The sequence below is a fragment of the Chitinophaga sp. 01L420 genome, from assembly GCF_056399985.1.
Window position 1 is genome coordinate 217411 of the sequence record NZ_JBFTSK010000006.1, and the last position, 17791, is coordinate 235201.

Genomic DNA, 17791 nt, shown 5'->3' on the forward strand with positions numbered 1-17791 from the left:
TATCTTCTTTCTTCATCGCCCAAAAAGTGAAGCCCGTAAACGAGCCTCACCGATAATAAATAAAAAAGCCGCTTTGCAGCGGCCCTTTCAATTTACTTTGCAGCTTCCGGTGCTGGGTCCGGTTTGGTTTTTGGTTCTTCATTACCGTGGTGGCAGGTATAACAGCTGACCGCCATTACTTCGCTCCCCTTGAAGAACTTCTTGTTGATACGTTTGGTCATCTTCATCATGTCCCTTGCTGTTCCTTTGTGCGGATTTTCATCGCTGGCGAAATCCATTTTCTTCGGATCGTCTTTCCGCGGCTCGTGACAGAAATTACATTTTACGCCCAGCGCAGCATTAAAACCACGCATTACGGTAATCAGCTCTTCATGGCTGATATCCTTTGGCAGTACTTTCAGATTTTTTGCCTTTTCAGGTTCCTGGGGTAATGCAAGTGAGCATAGCGTGCCGGCTGCCAATAGTGCCGCCACTACTACAAAACTTTTCCTGATTTTCATGACCATGGGTTTAAATAAGTATATAAATGCTTCCTTCAGAAACGAAATCTACAAAAAAGAACAATAGGTTGTAGTTATCCCTATTCGTTTTTTCACCGGCCCGGCCACGTATCCGGGAAGCTTTTTAAAGGAAGCATAAAAAAAGATGAAAAGTTGTCACGTTTTGCGGCGCTGTTTTGTCTTATTAGGGAAGAACGGCTTAAAAGGATCATTAATTCTTACTCCCAGCTAAAAATCAACAACATAAAAACTAACATATGAAAATCGTAAAAGTAACTTACACCGTAAAATCAAGCTTTGCACAACAGAACCAGGAAAATGTAAGGGTAGCCATTAATGAATTACGCCAGCTCAATATCCCTGCGATTAAATACTTCGTTAACCTGGGTGCGGATGGTAAAACCTTTACTCACTTTGCCATCTATGAAAACAATGAGGTCCAGCACCTGCTGCTCGATGCACCATTCTTCAAAACCTTCCAGCAGCAAAGAGATGCGAGTGGACTTGAAGTAGCGCCTGTCATAGAAGAAATGAGTTTGGTAACTTCTTCCTTTGATATGTTCATATAAAATAGGGGAAATATAACCTCATCTTTAGCAAAAAGATTTCCTGAATGCCAATGGAGTAAGATTCGTCTTTGCTTTAAAAAGCTTGCTGAAGGACTGTGAGTGTTCAAATCCCAGCTCGTAGGCAACTTCGCTCACTGATAAAGTCGTACCGGTTAACTTTTCTTTCGCTTTTTCGATCAGCTTTTCATGAATATGCTGCTGTGTATTAAGCCCGGTGGATACCTTCAGTAAAGTACTCATATAATCGGGAGAAAGGTTCAGTTGTTCGGCAACATAATTGACAGTGGGCAGTCCTACTTTTTGGGTGACGTCGTCAAAATAATCATCCAGCAGTGCTTCCAGCTTTTCAAGCACCTGGTGATTCGCTTCTTCGCGGGTAATAAACTGCCGTTGATAGAACCGGTCGGCATAATTGAGTAAAACCTCTATCTGGGAAACAATAATTTGCCTGCTAAATTTATCGATGTTTGATTGATACTCCTGCCGGATATGTTGAACAATGCCGGAAATAGCTGTTTCTTCCTTTTCTGAAAGGAACAGCGCTTCCCGAACGGAATACCCAAAGTATTTGTATTTCTTTATATTTTTTGCCAGCGGCATATTCCAGAAAAAATCAGGATGGACCAGCAACATCCAACCCGACTTGCCTGGCGCGTCCTGATTAATTTCAATCTTAAATATCTGCCCCGGCGCTATAAAAAACATCGTGCCTTCGTCAAAATCATATTCCAGCTGTCCGTATTTTATTTTGGCGTCAAGACCTCTTTTCAAAGCAATAAAGTAAAAATCATAGGCCCAGCTAATGTCATTATTCTCCCGCGAATGCTTTATTTTATTATAGTCTATCAGACTAATCAATGGATGTTCCGGTGCAGCCAAACCACGGATGCGATGATATTCACTAATAGACTTTATTCGCTGAACATTATTGTTTACCATGAGCAAAATTTTTTAACCCTGACAGGCAATTCGAAAATGATATAAATGCCCTCTGCAACATAAACAAATTCCGGCTGACACCGGGACCACTACCAGGGAATTTCCCCGCCGTCGTTGAAGAACCTGCCTGTCACTGTGGGATCTGCTAACATTGCAAGTTGTACAATCGGCTTTGCCCCTTCCGCAACAGTCTTAAAACCCTTAAATCCATTAAGATCGGTCGCAGTATAACCCGGCGTAACGCTATTGACCATTATATTTTCGGGACGCAGTTCGTTGGCCAGCATAACGGTAAAAGCATTCAATGCAGTTTTAGAAGATCCGTATGCCGAAAAACTAGCCCAGTTGGGACGTCTGTCGGCAGACATGTTCATCGTTAAAGACCCTACCTCACTCGATACGTTAATGATGGCCGGAGCGGACGATTTCCTTAATAACGGCAAGATGACCTGTGTAGTTTGAATAGCGCCAAAATAATTCGTCTCAAATAAACTACGAATGGCATCCATACTGCCATCAGCAACACGCTGCTGCTGTTCACCCGAAATACCGGCATTATTTATTAGTAAATCAAGGCAATCGATCTGACTGTCTAATTCAGCCTTTGCCCTTCTGATCGTCTCTATATCGGTTACATCGATCTGGATGGCCGCCACATTCGCTATTCCGGAAGCCTTCAACTGATCTGTTACCTTTTGTCCTGTACTCATGTCCCTGCTGCCTATATAAACGAAATTCCCCAACTGCGCCAGTTGTTTGGCTGTTTCAAAGCCAATGCCTTTGTTAGCCCCTGTTATCAAAACTGTCCTCATAAATCTCCATTTAAAATTAAAAAATTCCGGATCAATTGCCATAGCCATTCCTCAGTAGAACCAAATCCACTGCAAATATCCCCCCGTTTAAGAAAATACCTGTAGCCAAATCCTTCTAGTTTGTAGTCAAATGCCCGATTAAAGGTTGAAGCGCCTGCAACTTTGCAGGTAAACATTTAGTTAAAACATAGAGTACCCTATGAATAAGCGAACAAACAAAACCCCGCTACTTTTTAGTAACGGGGCTTCTTATTTACAGCGCTCTCCGGAATTAATTATCTACACATAGTTTGTTATAAATCATCTCATCAGAAGAAATAGGCCAGATATACTGTGGAGCTGTCGGCTCAATCACCGGTACTACACTGCTTTTTGAAGGGAAGGAAATACCCAGGCGGGTTACTTCCATACTACGGAACCCCTCACCCAGTAATTCAATATGCTTCTCTTTGGTAATGGCGCCCAACAACACACTTGCGTTCGCGAAATCAGCAGTAGTATAAGTAACAGAGGCATCGGAACGATGTCTTACAGCAGACAGCAGGGCTACTGCAGTAGCATCTACCGTATTCAACTGCCTGACCCTTGCTTCCGCCACATCGAGCAGTATTTCTGCATACCTGATAACCGGAATAAAATCCGTAAAAGGACTGGGAGTGGGAAACTTAACCCAATACTTTTTTGCACCCAACACCAGGATGAAATTTCTCCGTGCATCGGTGGCAGACTTCCAGGAAGAATCGGAAATAATTCCATTGGGATGTAGTGAATACTCACCGTTGCCCGTGTATGGTTTGGAAGAAGGTGTAAAGTAATAGCCAATCTGCGTTTGTGTACCGGGGAAGTCACCTGTAGCCCCGGAGAAGGGCAGGGAAAAGATGGATTCCTTAGAGGTGTAAGGAGTGGTAAACACTTTGAATATATCGCCTTCCAGTGCATGCCCGCCGGGTGAAACGAACGGCGCGTTGGCGGATACCAGTTTAGCCGCTTCCTGTATTACTTTATCATACTGCTCCAGGAACAGATATACCCGGATTTTAAATGCAATAGCACTAAATGCATTGGCATGTGTAATGGCAGTTATTGAACCGGCAGCAGGCTTTGGCAACAAGGTTTCTGCGGAATCCAGGTCCCTGATGATCTGCGCATAGGTTTCATTCACTGTGCTGCGCGCCCTGGCATAACTGCCTATCTGGGAATGACCTTCCCCATGAAGAATCAATCCCGGTTTACTTCCAGCGCCATCCCAATGTGGACGTGCATATAACTGCAGTAACGAAAAATAACTCACACCACGAACAAACTTCGCTTCACCGGCATATAACTTAGCAATGGAATCGCCTACTACTTTGTTACCTACGGCATTCATGCCCGTCAAAAAAACATTGACGTTATTAATAGTGATATATCCCTGTGACCAGATTTCTTTCACCTCCTGCGCTTCCCCGGTAGGCACCATTCTCCAGCTGGCATTCAGCGTCACATTGTTGGCCTTTTCATTCACAAAATCTTCTCCCCTTACCTCATTGGCAATGGCAAATTTTCCACCCAGGAATTTCCCGTGTTTCATCACGGAGTACAATCCATTTAATTGACTGTTGATACGGTCTTTTGTTTCAAATGCTTTGAAGTCAGGAATATCGGTGGAAGGCACCGGGTCTAACAAATCCTTCTGGCACGCGCTGAAACCCGCTATAGCTACGACTAGTATGTATATGCAATATTTTCTCATCTTCGTTGCAGTTTATAAGTTAATATTAAGCCCCACCGTAATTGTTCTTCCATTACCGATGGTATTACGATCTACTCCCTGACCGGAAGCATTGTTACCATTGGAAGAAACTTCAGGATCTGGTCCGGGATATTTGGTGATCAACGCCAGGTTTTGTCCACGCAGAAACACATGGGCGCCGGTGAGATGAATGGATTTAGCCATGCTTTCCGGTAATCTGTACGATAACCCTACGGTGCTTAATTTTACAAAATCACCTTTAAATACATTGGCCGCAATCGCGAAAGAGGAACCATTGGAAATGTTATCCCCATTTACTAACCTCGGCACATCCGTTTGATCACCTATTTTCTGCCACCGGTTCAATACATCGGTACTGTTGTTCCAGTAACGCTGATCCCTTAAACCTGCATTACTGCCATAGTACACATAAAAACCAGTTTGATAGGTAAGCAGCACATTAAGTTCAAAATTCTTGTAGCGGAAAGTATTTTCAAAACCACCCAATACTTTAGGATTGGTATTTCTATACGCCACCGCATCTTTTACACCAATAGCTGGTGCTGCTTTGCCATCTGCATATTTATACTTAACGGCATCCGAATTGCTGAAATAAACCTGTTCGTCTTTAGCATTAATAAAAATCCTCCTGCCTGTGGCGGGATCCACACCGGCGGTACGCACCACATAGAGCATACTCGCGGGGTTCCCTACCTTATTGATACTTGTTTGTTCCAGGCTACTGGTTACAAAAGGAATAGCGGTAATATCGCCTGCGAGTGAAGTGATTTCATTTTTATTAAACGCTATGTTGAAGGCACTGTTCCAGGAGAAATCTTTTTGATCAATCACTGCGGCGTTCACGCTGAATTCTACTCCCCTGTTATACATACTGCCTACGTTGGTGGGAATAGTGGCAATGGTGGCGGTAGTACTTGTAATAGGAATACCGGCGGATGGCATTTGCGGTACAAACAGGATCAAACCATTAATGTCATTATAGTAATAAGAGAACTCACCATTGATCCTGTTATTCAGTAATCCGTAAGTAAATCCTATATCGGTTTTCTTACTGGTTTCCCAGTTCAGATTAGGGTTACCCGCCTGGTTGAAATAAATAGAAGAATTACCGCCATAAGGAGAAGGCTTGTATAATGATAACGCATCATAATCATTCAGTCCTGCGAAATTACCTACCTTACCATGACTCGCCCTGATCTTGAAACCACTGAATACATTATCCAATCCTGCATTCTGCCAGAAAGCTTCTTTCGTAATTTCCCATCCCGCAGAGAAGCCATAAAAAGTACCTTTCTTGTAATTGGGACCAAAGGCGGAGAACTGGTCTTGTCTTACGTTGGCGCTTATGTAATATTTTTCCTTGTAATTATAATTTAAACGGGAGAAGGCAGACAATAAATAGTTTTCCCGCCGCAGTAAATACCGGGAGAGATCCACCAGCCATCCGCCTTCACTGTTGTTAAAATAATTATCCATTTGCTTTTGACGCTGCAGTCCATAGCGTTCACGCGCATCACGTTGCTGTTCGGAACCCAGCAGCAAACTCAGGTTATGCTTACCAAAAGAATGATCCAGTTGCATCGTGCTGGTCCACACCCAACGCTTATACTGCGAATAGGTGCTGGTTACATCACCGGTAGAAGCAACGGCATCACCAGATAAATAGTTCAGGTAAACATCATTGTTCAGCATAATGTAATCCGCACCATATTGTGTTCTCAGGGTCATCCAGCTAAATGGCTTTACCTGCAGATAAAGATCAGACTTTGTTCATTGGAATAATTGATCCGCGCACCAACTGTAAATGCCTTGCCTAATTGCTGATCAATATTGAACAGGAGATTTTTACGTGCAAATTCATTTCTCTTCAGAATACCTTGTTGCTTCGTATAGCCGCCGGAAAAATAATAGCTGGTATTTTCCGTACCTCCGGAAACATTTATACTATGGCTCTGTGAAATGGCTTTATCACGGTATACCACATCCATCCATTTTGTGTCGATGGTTTTACCACTGGCATCCTGATTAGGCACATACACATCTGTGCTACCAGCATTTTTCAATCCTTCATTCTTTACTTCCAGGTACTGTGCACTGTTCAATACTTCCGGTAACCGCGTTGGTTTGGTACTACCTACCCAACCACTATAAGATACTTTTGGGCGACCTGCTTTTCCTTTCCGGGTAGTGATAAACACTACGCCATTGGCGGCACGGCTACCGTAGATAGCTGTAGCTGCAGCATCTTTGGCAATGTCAATCGATGCGATGTCTGCCGGATTCACGCTGGCCAATGGATTCAATGGCGCATTGGAACTACCCACATCACCGGAAAAAGTAGGCACGCCATCAATTACAATCAGCGGATAAGCACTCATGGAAATAGAGTTAGCCCCCCTGATACGAAACACCGGTGGGTTGTTTACAATACCATTGGGTACGGTGATTTGTACACCAGCTGCACGACCGCCCAGACCGGATTCAAAACTTTGCACCGCCAGCTCTGCTACAGCACTGCCTTTAATAGAAACAATGCTACCCGTTACATCTTTTTTACGTTGCGTACCATAACCTACTACTACCACTTCCGAAATAGCTTTGGCATCCGGTAACAAAGTAATGCTCCCCGCATTGCTACCATTAATGGTCAACGTTTGTGATTCATAGCCTACAAAAGATGCTTTTAGGGAGGTCACATTTGCAGGTACAGAAAGCGAGAACTCTCCTTTGGAATCAGTAACAGTACCGGTTTTACCTCCGGGTAAACTTACAGAAACACCAGGTAATCCTTTCCCTGATTCATCCGTTACTTTTCCTTTAACAGTGTGGTTAGTCTGTGCAAGCAGGGAAGTTACTGCCAATAGCAGTCCTGCCAGCACGAGTAAAATTTTCCTCATGTCAGATTAGATTTAGATGTTGGTTAGACTATAAAAAATACTACAGTACTGGTTCAGATTTTGGCATGGAACTCCCGTTCCCGTTCAGATTAACTGATCGCAATGCATTATAAAAACAGTGTATTTGATATTACAAATAAGTACTACCGCTGATGGTCAATCAGATTTTAGTTGTGTAAACAAATTAGATTCAGATTATTGGTTGCTATCATGCTACGGTAAAGAAAATACGCAAAAACCCTTTCAATGATATTTTCTACCAGTTGCTTAAAAATAAAAAAGAAATCAATTATTTCATAGCAATAATGAATATAATTAAATTTCCATTTATGAAAATCAATTTTACCTTTCTCTAAGAACTAACTATCAGCTTTTTATATATTTAAACCACCTTCTTTTTTTCATAAGCAGATCTTTCTCCCTGTAAACCTACATAAAATAAATGCAGACAGCCATCAGTGCATAAAAAGAAAAAGCCCCGTATCTAAGCAGATACGGGGCATATGTTTGACTGACAATTATTTCAGTAACTCACTGAGCTTCCGTTCCAGTCGCTCATTCATGTACCCCATTCCGATAATTTTCCCATCAGGTCCAACCAGGAAATTAACCGGGAGTGCCATTACATGATAATCTTGTGCAACAGGACTGAAAGAGGCTCTCAGGTCAGACACTTGTGCCCATGCCTGTTTATCTTCCGCCACTGCCTGCAGCCATTTTTCTTTTTTGTCGTCTGCAGATACACTCAGGATCGTAAAGTTCTTATCCTTGAATTTTTCGTAAGCTGCTTTCAGCGAAGCATTTTGTGCACGACAGGGTCCACACCAGCTGGCCCAGAAATCAATCAGTACATACTTTCCTTTGTAATCAGACAAAGAAATGATTTTACCATTTACATCAGGTAAGCTGAAGTTGGGCGCCACGCTACCCATATCCAGTCCTATGCCCATTGTTTTTTTCAGGAAAACAGCACTGGCAGCACGCTGCACATTCTGTGGTTGTTTACCCAACAGCTCCAGCAACTCATCTTTAGGCATGGTTTTATTCAGTACATTGGCGATGAGGTAAGCAGATACCGAAGACTTGGGATGCTTACTGATCCATACTTTGGCCACTTCTGACTGCTGCTTGTTAAACGCTTCTATCTGAGGTTGCAGTTCATTTGACGTCAGCATATCACCTACATTTTCTGCTTCTTCCTGCCTGATAATTAATTTTCTTTTTTCAGAAAAAGCAGCCGATGTATCCAGTATCGTATTACAGATGTCTACCCAATCTTTAATAAAAGGAGATCCGCTATAAGTAGCATTCTGAAAATAAGGACCTTTCCCGGTAATCTTCACTTCCCCGGGTTCAAGGAAAAGAATAGTTCCTTTTTTTTCATCTTTAATACTACCTACGCCAATAATAAACACGCCACCACTACCGGTAGTCAGGGTTTTATTAAAGGTGAAGCTATGGTTCTTAATCACCGTTGAGTCATATCCTTCCTGGAATGGTGTCCACAAACGCATCATCGTATCATTCGGTAAATCGGGCAGGGTACCGGTGATGACCACCTTATTCTGCGCGGAAGTATTCAGTGCGGCACCCATTGCCAGCATGGCTAGTATTCTTTTCATAAACAAGATTATTACAGATAAAATTTATTTTCTCATTTTCATCCACATACCCAGCAGCTGGGTATAAACAGGATCAGAAGGTAATGGTGCAAAAGCAGTCAGGAATTTACCTTCCGTGTCTATCATCAGGTAACGCGGCACACCCGTCAGCTGATAATGCTTTACAAACTCCTGCATGTTTTTATCATTTTCATCAGGAGATAACCGCAATTTGATAGCATTACTTTTAGGGTGTTTATCCAGGTAGCTCTTCCATACAGCTTCTTCATCCCACGCAATAGACACAAATACAATCGCATTATCCTGTTGGAGAGAATCAGCAATACGTTCAAAATTAGGCAGCTCCGCCACACAGGTGGCACACCAGGTAGCCCACAAATCAATGATCACCATCTTTCCTTTATAGTCAGATAATCGTACGGACTTCCCCTGCAGATCAGTTAAGGTAAAATCAAATGCCGGGTGACCTAAATTGAGGGGTTGATATGCATGATACAGCGAGTCATAATAAGCGCGGATTTCCGGCTGACTCACCTTCTGCTGTATCAATTCATAGATATCCGTAAAGTGCTCATTGGCTCCGTTATAACGCAACGTACTAACCGCATCATTTCCCGCTACCATATGCTTCAAACGATCGCCTACCAGGTGCTCCATCAGGTAAACCATACGGCCTTCCTCTGCACCGGGCACACAACCTGTTATATAAGCAGATACATAGGAATCACCTGCTATTAAAGACAAATAGGGATGATCTGCTTCCGCATCTTCCTGCAACCACGCTTTAAATAATACGGGCGTATTTGCCGCATGTACATTTTCATCTTTATATCGGGAAGCGTAATAACCCTTCACCCGCATTTTCATCATTTTCAAATACAAATAGGTAAGCGACAAATCTTCCTTTCCGGTTAAACGTGCATTGGTAATTAACCGCATCGCCAGCTCATGCTTCTGTTCCAGGATCTTTTTATACGCTTCAAAACTGGTACTAAGTATAACACTATCCCTGAAACGATACAGGCTATCTAACTTGTACAGCAGCTGTAAGCGGACAGACTGGTTACCGGTAATCATCGCATCTTCACAGTTCACCAACTGTTCATTAAAAGGGCGGCGGCTCATCTTCACCAATAACTGATCACCTGGATGCACTAACACCGGTACGTTGTTAATATAGATCACCTGTGTATATGGGATTTTTAATTTCCCCTTCCAGCTGCCGTTACCGTTAGCCAGATTCAAGCCTTCCGTCATATTTGCTGCGGACATTGGATTCACCCGGTCGAGGTAACTGATGCTGACCATATTCAACCCATTCACTGAAACGCTGACATCCACACCGGAATCAACCCTTGTGGCAGCAGATCCCACCTGCGTATACAAACAGGCCAGTAATAAAATCAATCGGTATCTCATAAAATATAATTTTAAAAAACAGTTCAGGGCCGGTTGCCAATAGCCTGCAGATCTATGCCGTATTTGCGTTTATAATAACGCAACATGATACCCCGTTTCACTTTGATTAATCCGCTTACATCTACCGCAGGCGATAGCAGGGTACGTTCCCATTCGTCGGCCGACTTACTGGTAATGGCAGCGATGAAATCTGTAAAATCCCGGCCAAGGCAATAGGCATTATTCATTGTACGCCCATCATGAATACGAGCTACCATGCCGGCTGCATAAAAATCGTCTTCATTCATATTTATGTAGTCCGGACTATACAAGGCAAAGCTATCCGGCATTTCCAGTTGCCTGGCATTATAGGCGCGTTTCCATAAACACTGGTGCAGCCATCCACGCAGCATCCTTAACTGCTCCGGTGTTTGTTGTGGTAATTTATTATTTGCCCATGCAAAAGCCATCATATAATCGGTGGTAGCAAAACCGACACTGTTCACATATTTAAACACGATCGGTTGTCCAAATTCTGCAATCGACACCAGGGAGTCGATCCGTGCCGGCAATAGGATCCGGTCAGGAAGCACCTGGTGTAAAAAACTATCCGGATACAACTGCAAACATTCCTTTAATAGCAGGTTCAATGCCGGTTCCACATCTGCCGGGTCCGGCTGCCAGGAGGTATCTCTCAGAGAAGTAGTGATAGCATACTTAAAATCTACCGGGGTATATTTATATAAAATATAGCAGTGATACTTTTTATAAAACGCTACAATCGCATCATCATACGGATGATTTCCCTGCGGTAACTGGTAACCATATTTTTCACCGGAAGGTGTTGGTGCTGCTTCCCGCTTACAGGCAAAAATGCCGGTCAGCAGTAGTAGCAGCCACAAAATATCAGATCTGAAATAACGGAAGTATATACGCATACAGCAATAAATTAAAGGTGATGGTTTATTCCGGCAATCTTGCACCGGTACTTTGCGGATTCTGCACCAATGCCGGGTTACGCTGTAACACCACATCCGGTATTGGTAATACATACTGCGGATCACGCGCTCTCAGGCGATATACTGCCACGGTACTCAGGGAAGGTTTAAATACATGCGTAATAGCCGGCATACCATAGCGGCGCAGATCAAACCAGCGATGTCCTTCTTCACTAAAAAATTCCCGGCGACGTTCAGCGCGGCACTGCTGCAACATCACATCTGCGGTAGCTAATTCCAGCGGCTGATAAGCACCTGGATCAAAACGGTGCTGCCGCAAGGTATTCAGGTCACTTAATGCCTGTTGTCCCGCTTTTGCTTTACCATATAACTTATACAACTGTATATTCGCTTCCGCCCTGTTGAGATACATCTCTGCACTGCGCCAGGCGGTTCCCCTTACATTCTCTGCGCCCACATTGAATTTTCGCTGGCTGTAATCAATTCCTAAAATCGGCTTTAGAAAATCAGGTACTTCCACAAAATACAGGAAGCCCCGTAAGTCGCCGGCTTCATAGGTTTTAGCCAGTGAAGCAGAAAAAGCATACGCCATATTAAATCCGTAAGGCTTATGCTCTTCATAGCTACCAAACAACCATACATTTTCCGTTGTCACGGTATTCATTATAAATTGTCCCTCTTCCAGGTTGATATTTGAAAAGTCCATCAGCTGCGGATGATACTGGATCACCATACCTGCATGGGCCACTGCTTTATCCCACTGTTCCATAAACAACGCTACCCGCGATGCCAGGAAATGCGCCGCGATATAATTAAACCGGTAGGCCGTTTTATTAATTTTATCTACATCCAGCAAAATACAGGCACTGTCTATATCCTGGCTTATCTGCCGGTATACTTCCGCCACCGTATTCCTGGTTGGATATGTTTCATATAAGTTAGCATCCAGTCGCAGCGGTACACCTAAACTTTTATCCGGAGTCGTGGTACTGTCGTTATAAGGACGACCATACAAATTCACCAGCATGAAATAATAGTATGCTCTAAGCCCCAAAGCCTGCCCTTTAAGGTATCTTTTGGCGGCATCGCTGCCTATACTACCATCAACAGCCTGCAAGGCCACATTACAGCCTAAAATGAGTTTATAATAATTCGTCCATGAATTGAAAGCCGCAGCATCCGGACTGCCATTCCGGGTAGCTGCTTCCAGGAAACCAGGTTGCCAGGTGAAAGCAGGCATATTACCAAATACCGCCTTTTGACTGGTAGCGAGCAAAGGCGTATTATAACATTGTACGTCATCATCCATAAACTGCAACTGTGGCTGCAGCACCACATTATCCAAAGGATAGCCATCGCCAAATAATAACTGGCTATAGTCTTCAGTAGACTTTGGCGTCATATCCGTTTGTGATTTTTCCGCAAGAAATTTTTTACAGGAAACCATTCCTGTCAACGCCACCAGGATACAGATGATCCTTGTTATTGATACCCTTTTCATTAGAACATAACATTAAGCGTGAAAGAATAGGATCTTGTAACCGGCAATGCCGTGGATCCTGTACCCAATGTTTCAGGATCCTGTCCCAGCAATTTTTTGCTGGCAATAGTAAACGGGTTAGATATGGCGCCACCTATATTCACACCTTTCACACCTGCCTGGCGGCATATGCCAGACGACAACCGGTAAAAAATATTCACAGTGCGGCATCGCAGAAAACTGGCATTAACCACCCGCAGATCTGACAGGTCATACATTTTGTATACATCTTCTCCACTTTCCAAAGAAGGTATCGGCACATGTCTTTCTTCTCCAAAGGCAGGAACATCTGTAAATGCTTCATCACCCGGCTTACGCCATCTTTGCGCCAACAGTACCGGCATATTCCATGATGGAAGCGGCGCTCCACCATCAATACCTTTCCCGTAAATAGGATTCAGGCGTTTATAATTACCATAGCTCACGTACATATTCAGGTTAAGTGTAAAAGCACCATATCTTACCCGGGGATTAAAGCCCATGGTAATAAGCGGATCTTTCCGCCCTGAATACACCAGGAAGCTGGCAGGATCAGCATTTGCACCTTTGAAAGTGCCGGTATTACTAAAACGGGGAATCCCGGTATTATGATCCAGCCCCGCATAAGCGTATGACCATAAACTGTTAATCGGTTTACCCGGAATCAATGCGTTACCCGCTAAATAATTAGTATAGAGATTTGCGTATTGACTGCTAACGATGTTGTTGTAATTTTTTGCATAAGTGAAGTCGCAGGAAATTTCCGTCTTATCTGTACGCAGCGGCACTACTTGCAAAAACAGGTCAAAGCCGCTGTTCGTCATATTTCCGGCATTGACCACCATATTATTAATACCATATTCAAAAGGCAGCTCTTTGGTCGCCAGCAGGTCCACACTTTTTTTCATATAGGCTTCTGCGTTAAAGATGATACGGCCGTTAAACAAGGACAATTCTACGCCTCCATTTGACTGGTATGTTTTCTCCCAGCGCAGGTTAGGATAAGCCAGACTCTTGGTATGCAGTATATATTCGCCGCTACCCGGATCTATCGGTGATGAAGGATAAGAGGCTATCAGCTCCGGTCCTACCTGGTCTACCACATTTCCCTGTGTACCATAGGAAGCATGAAAGCGCAGTCCACTGATAATACGGCTATCGCTCAACCAGGACTCACGCCCTGCATCCCAGCTACCGGAGAATACCATGTTAGGCAAAAAGCGCTGATTGGAATATTGCCCGAACCGGTTGGAACCATCGGCCCTGCCGGTTACACTCAATACGTATTTTCCCATTAAACAATAAGTAGCCGCTGCATAAAAACCCATGTTATTATTCAGTGTATTTACGATAATAGGTTTGTGATAATACGTGGATCCTTTGGTAGCATTGCCGCCCACATTATATTCATCAGAGAAAAAAGTTTGCCCTCTGTCCGGGAAATAACCCAGTTCCACAGAAGAAAAACCCTTACGTTGCAATGATTTTATTTCATTCCCCACCATAATGGATACCCGGTCACGCGCGCCAAAAACAGCCCGGTTATACTCCAGCTGATTGCGCATATTCAGCGCTACCATATTTTCATGATTAATATTGGCGATGCCTCCATAAGGCAGGGGAGATGATTTTCTCATACTATCAGTGACAGCTTCTCCAAAATCATATCGCCGGATCGCTGATATCATATTACTGCGGTCATAGGCGGCCTGCATTCCTTCGGTACTTCCCAGCTGACCACTAAGTAAAGTGTTCCACTTCCATGCGCGGGAAACCTGGTAGTTCAGCGAGGCGGTTAACATCGTATTGGTAGTAGTGGCCGTATTAGTGCTCTGGTTTATTTCATTTGCAAAGTTGTAGGTCAGCGGCTTGTGTAATTCATCTGAAAGACCTGCATCCGTCAGCAGATCTTTATCTATAGTACGGGAGGCCGTTACCGCGTAGTCGAAAGGATTCAGATTGTAGTATCCGGAAGACCTGATGTAACTGGCGTTGGCACCAATATCTATCGTGAGACGTTTACTTAACACTCCGTGCAGGTTCAACAATACACTGTATTGTTTATTGCCGTCCTCTTTTGCTGCACCTCCGTTATTGGCATAATTAAAGGAAGTATAATAGTTGGTTTTCTCATTTCCCCCCGTCAGGCTCAGGGAATGGCTGGAACTCAGGGCAGGACGGAATAAACTGGAAAACCAGTCGGTATTGATCGATTCCATAGCGGCAGTGCCGGCGTTCAATTCATCCAGGGTAATTTGTTTGTTCAAAAACTTTTGTACTAAACTTTCATAGCCCACATTCTTTGGGATGTTATAATTCTTCAATCCTTCCTTTAGCAATTCCCTGGAAAGATCTACCCGCTGCCGGGAATTCATCAGCTGAAACTGGGAATAGGAGGGTCTTGCCTGAAAAGTAAGCGTACCATTATAAGACAACTGTGCCGGTCCACTCTTCCCCTTCTTTGTGGTGATCACAATAACGCCATTGGCTGCACGAACTCCGTAAACAGCAGTAGCAGCAGCATCCTTCAGGAATGTCATACTTTCAATATCATATGGATTCAGTCCGGATACGGCGTTGCCTATAATGGCAAAGTTGGCTCCCTGTGCACCGCCCATCGCTTCGTTCAGCTGCGCAGGCGTAAGATCTACCGGATCTTCTTTGATCACCCCATCTATTACCCACACCGGCGCGGCATTACCAATAAAGGTAGAGGTACCGCGAATCCTCATTTTAGGAACTGCATTGGGGCTGCCGGAATTATTCACAATCATCAGTCCGGGTACTTTGCCCTGCAGCATCTTATCCACCGTCGATTGTCCCGGTTGCATAATGTCTGCCGCATCCAGTTTAAATACCGCTGCGGTAGACATACGCTTATCGATCACCTGGTAACCATTCACCACTACTTCCCGGATCTCCTGGATAACAGAATCCATCATAATCTTCGCAAATACATTCTGTTTCACCCCCACCAGCATGGGCTTCATACCTAAGCGGGTAACGCGTAACTTATCTGTCTCCAATACCACCAGGAAAAACATTCCATCTTCCGTTGTATTCGTACCTACTTTGGATTCTATTGCCTGTACGGTTACGCCGGACAGCGCCGCGCCCTGCTTGTCTGTTACCTGTCCGCTCACCAGAAAACCCTTCCGTACCGACTGCACTTCCGGTTCAACCCGGGGAAAAATGATGATACCTGCCAGCCCCGTGCTATAAGTCAGGCTTGTTTTTTCCAGCAGCTGTTTCAACAGATCCCGCAGTGGCATATCTTTCGCATCTACTGTAACGGCTGGCTGCTGCTCTATTTCTTCTACATTATAGGTAAACCGTATACCCGTAATAACACGAATGTCTTTCAACACAGCCGGCAATGATTTCCTGACTGCCTTGTAAGTAAATTTCTTATCCAGCGCAGGAAAGTCCTGAGCAGATAAGTATTGCGGGCATGACATACATAGCAACAGCAGCAATAAAGACATAGCTACGCCATGCACAGCCCCTGCGGCTGATGGCAGCTTAAATAATCTGTTCATTGTTGTACAGCGATTTTAAAATAAAACGGACATGCTTATACGAAATCCCGTGACCGTTTCAACGATGGTTGATAAATGTTGGTTACTATGTTGTTATTCTTTTCCTGGTTTACTGACAATAATTGTTCTGTTCACTGTTCTGAATTTTACTTTGCCCGTAGTACTGGCGATGTTATCCAATATGTCCTGTAGGGCGCCCGTTTTACGCATATCCAGCGTAAAATGCAGGCGCTCCAGGGTAGGGTCATCAAAGTGAATAGTATAGTCATATTCGCGTTCCAGGCTATGGACAATCTCTTTTAAGCTGGCTTCTTCAAAATAAATATCTCCGTCTTTCCAGGCAGTAAACACTCTGGCATCTACTTTCCGTTTACTGAGTCCAGATGCGGACGCATTATAAACGGCCTGTTCTCCAGGGAGCAGTACCACCGCTGTATTGCTGACCGTAGCACTTACTTTTCCTGTTGATAGTGTTGTATGAATCTGATGATCGTAGGTGTTAATGTTAAAAGCGGTCCCCAGTACTTTCACCTCCATTTCATTGGCCTTTACAATAAAGGACTGTTTCGCATTTTTTGCTACTTCAAAATAAGCTTCCCCGGTAATCTTCACTTCCCGGTGGCTTCCGTTAAACGCAGCAGGATATTCCAGCCTGGAATCGGCATTTACCCACACCTGTGTGCCATCTGCCAATACAAGCCTGGCCTGATGTCCACGTGGCACCTCCAGTATATTCATTTCTGTTCCTGCACCAGCCGCCATTCCGGGCTGATACACAATCATAGTATCACTGGCATTAATAGTGGTACCACCTGTTTCCTGCAACTGCTGCTCACCATTAGCCAATAGCACCTGCTGACCATTTGATAATGATAGTCGTACTTTTGAAGTGGGCGGCAGATTGGCTTTAACAATGGCCGGCACTTTCCGTTGTGATTGAAAAAAACGTATACCTGTAAACGTTAGTAGTACCGCCACTGCTGCGGCGATACTCCAGCGCAGATAATGTACACGCTTCAACACCGGCTTATCGCTATACCGTTCAGCAGCTGGCAGCGAACGTTGAAACCGCTCCCATCCTTCTGCCATTGGAAACTCCCGTTCTTCTTCCGCTGCTTCCTGCAGATATGGATGTATGGCTCCGGATAGCTGCACTATCTCTGCTTCACCGGCCGCCAAAGGCGCGCCTTCGGTGCCCTCTTCCAGCTGATGCAGCAGTTTATCCCAGTTAATATCTTTTTCCGGCATATCCATATACGTTATAGACACTCATTTATGAGAAAG

The 17791-nt window shown here is 44.1% G+C and carries 13 protein-coding genes; 1 reads left to right on the forward strand and 12 read right to left on the reverse strand.

What is annotated here, in order from left to right; all coding sequences use genetic code 11:
- Positions 1 to 92 precede the first annotated feature (92 nt).
- Entirely contained in the window at positions 93 to 500 is a 408-nt protein-coding gene (locus tag AC1DP6_RS08320; RefSeq protein ID WP_441573783.1) for a c-type cytochrome, read from the reverse strand.
- A gap of 257 nt (positions 501 to 757) precedes the next feature.
- Here AC1DP6_RS08320 and AC1DP6_RS08325 point away from each other — a divergent pair, with 257 nt between their 5' ends.
- Positions 758 to 1069, forward strand: coding sequence for a hypothetical protein (locus tag AC1DP6_RS08325; RefSeq protein WP_477054417.1), 312 nt, complete (start codon positions 758 to 760; stop codon positions 1067 to 1069).
- Between the two features lie 24 nt (positions 1070 to 1093).
- Here AC1DP6_RS08325 and AC1DP6_RS08330 read toward each other — a convergent pair whose 3' ends face one another.
- From AC1DP6_RS08330 to AC1DP6_RS08380, 11 genes are all read right to left on the reverse strand, one after another.
- On the reverse strand, positions 1094 to 2008 hold the full coding sequence (locus AC1DP6_RS08330; protein WP_477054418.1) for a helix-turn-helix domain-containing protein: 915 nt from the start codon (positions 2006 to 2008) through the stop codon (positions 1094 to 1096).
- A gap of 89 nt (positions 2009 to 2097) precedes the next feature.
- Positions 2098 to 2820, reverse strand: coding sequence for an SDR family oxidoreductase (locus AC1DP6_RS08335; RefSeq protein WP_477054419.1), 723 nt, complete (start codon positions 2818 to 2820; stop codon positions 2098 to 2100).
- 271 nt (positions 2821 to 3091) lie between these two features.
- Positions 3092 to 4552: a RagB/SusD family nutrient uptake outer membrane protein gene (locus AC1DP6_RS08340; protein ID WP_477054420.1), complete on the reverse strand. Its 1461-nt coding sequence runs from the start codon at positions 4550 to 4552 to the stop codon at positions 3092 to 3094.
- Positions 4553 to 4564: 12 nt separating this feature from the next.
- Positions 4565 to 6301: a TonB-dependent receptor domain-containing protein gene (locus AC1DP6_RS08345; protein WP_477054421.1), complete on the reverse strand. Its 1737-nt coding sequence runs from the start codon at positions 6299 to 6301 to the stop codon at positions 4565 to 4567.
- Positions 6302 to 6315: 14 nt separating this feature from the next.
- Positions 6316 to 7470 (reverse strand): SusC/RagA family TonB-linked outer membrane protein, encoded by a 1155-nt coding sequence (locus tag AC1DP6_RS08350; RefSeq protein ID WP_477054422.1) that lies wholly within the window; start codon positions 7468 to 7470, stop codon positions 6316 to 6318.
- A gap of 518 nt (positions 7471 to 7988) precedes the next feature.
- Positions 7989 to 9092: a redoxin domain-containing protein gene (locus AC1DP6_RS08355; protein WP_477054423.1), complete on the reverse strand. Its 1104-nt coding sequence runs from the start codon at positions 9090 to 9092 to the stop codon at positions 7989 to 7991.
- A gap of 24 nt (positions 9093 to 9116) precedes the next feature.
- A complete protein-coding gene (locus AC1DP6_RS08360; protein WP_477054424.1) occupies positions 9117 to 10511 on the reverse strand; it encodes a TlpA family protein disulfide reductase in 1395 nt (464 codons plus the stop codon).
- 23 nt (positions 10512 to 10534) lie between these two features.
- The gene (locus AC1DP6_RS08365; RefSeq protein WP_477054425.1) at positions 10535 to 11428 is read right to left on the reverse strand and encodes a hypothetical protein; all 894 of its coding nucleotides are present in this window, start codon (positions 11426 to 11428) and stop codon (positions 10535 to 10537) included.
- A 25-nt stretch (positions 11429 to 11453) separates the two neighbouring features.
- Positions 11454 to 12950 (reverse strand): RagB/SusD family nutrient uptake outer membrane protein, encoded by a 1497-nt coding sequence (locus tag AC1DP6_RS08370; protein ID WP_477054426.1) that lies wholly within the window; start codon positions 12948 to 12950, stop codon positions 11454 to 11456.
- Positions 12950 to 16507, reverse strand: a complete 3558-nt coding sequence (locus AC1DP6_RS08375) for a SusC/RagA family TonB-linked outer membrane protein (protein WP_477054427.1) — start codon at positions 16505 to 16507, stop codon at positions 12950 to 12952. Before AC1DP6_RS08375 ends, AC1DP6_RS08370 begins: the two co-directional genes overlap by 1 nt.
- 93 nt (positions 16508 to 16600) lie before the next feature.
- Positions 16601 to 17755: a FecR family protein gene (locus AC1DP6_RS08380; protein WP_477054428.1), complete on the reverse strand. Its 1155-nt coding sequence runs from the start codon at positions 17753 to 17755 to the stop codon at positions 16601 to 16603.
- Positions 17756 to 17791 lie beyond the last annotated feature (36 nt).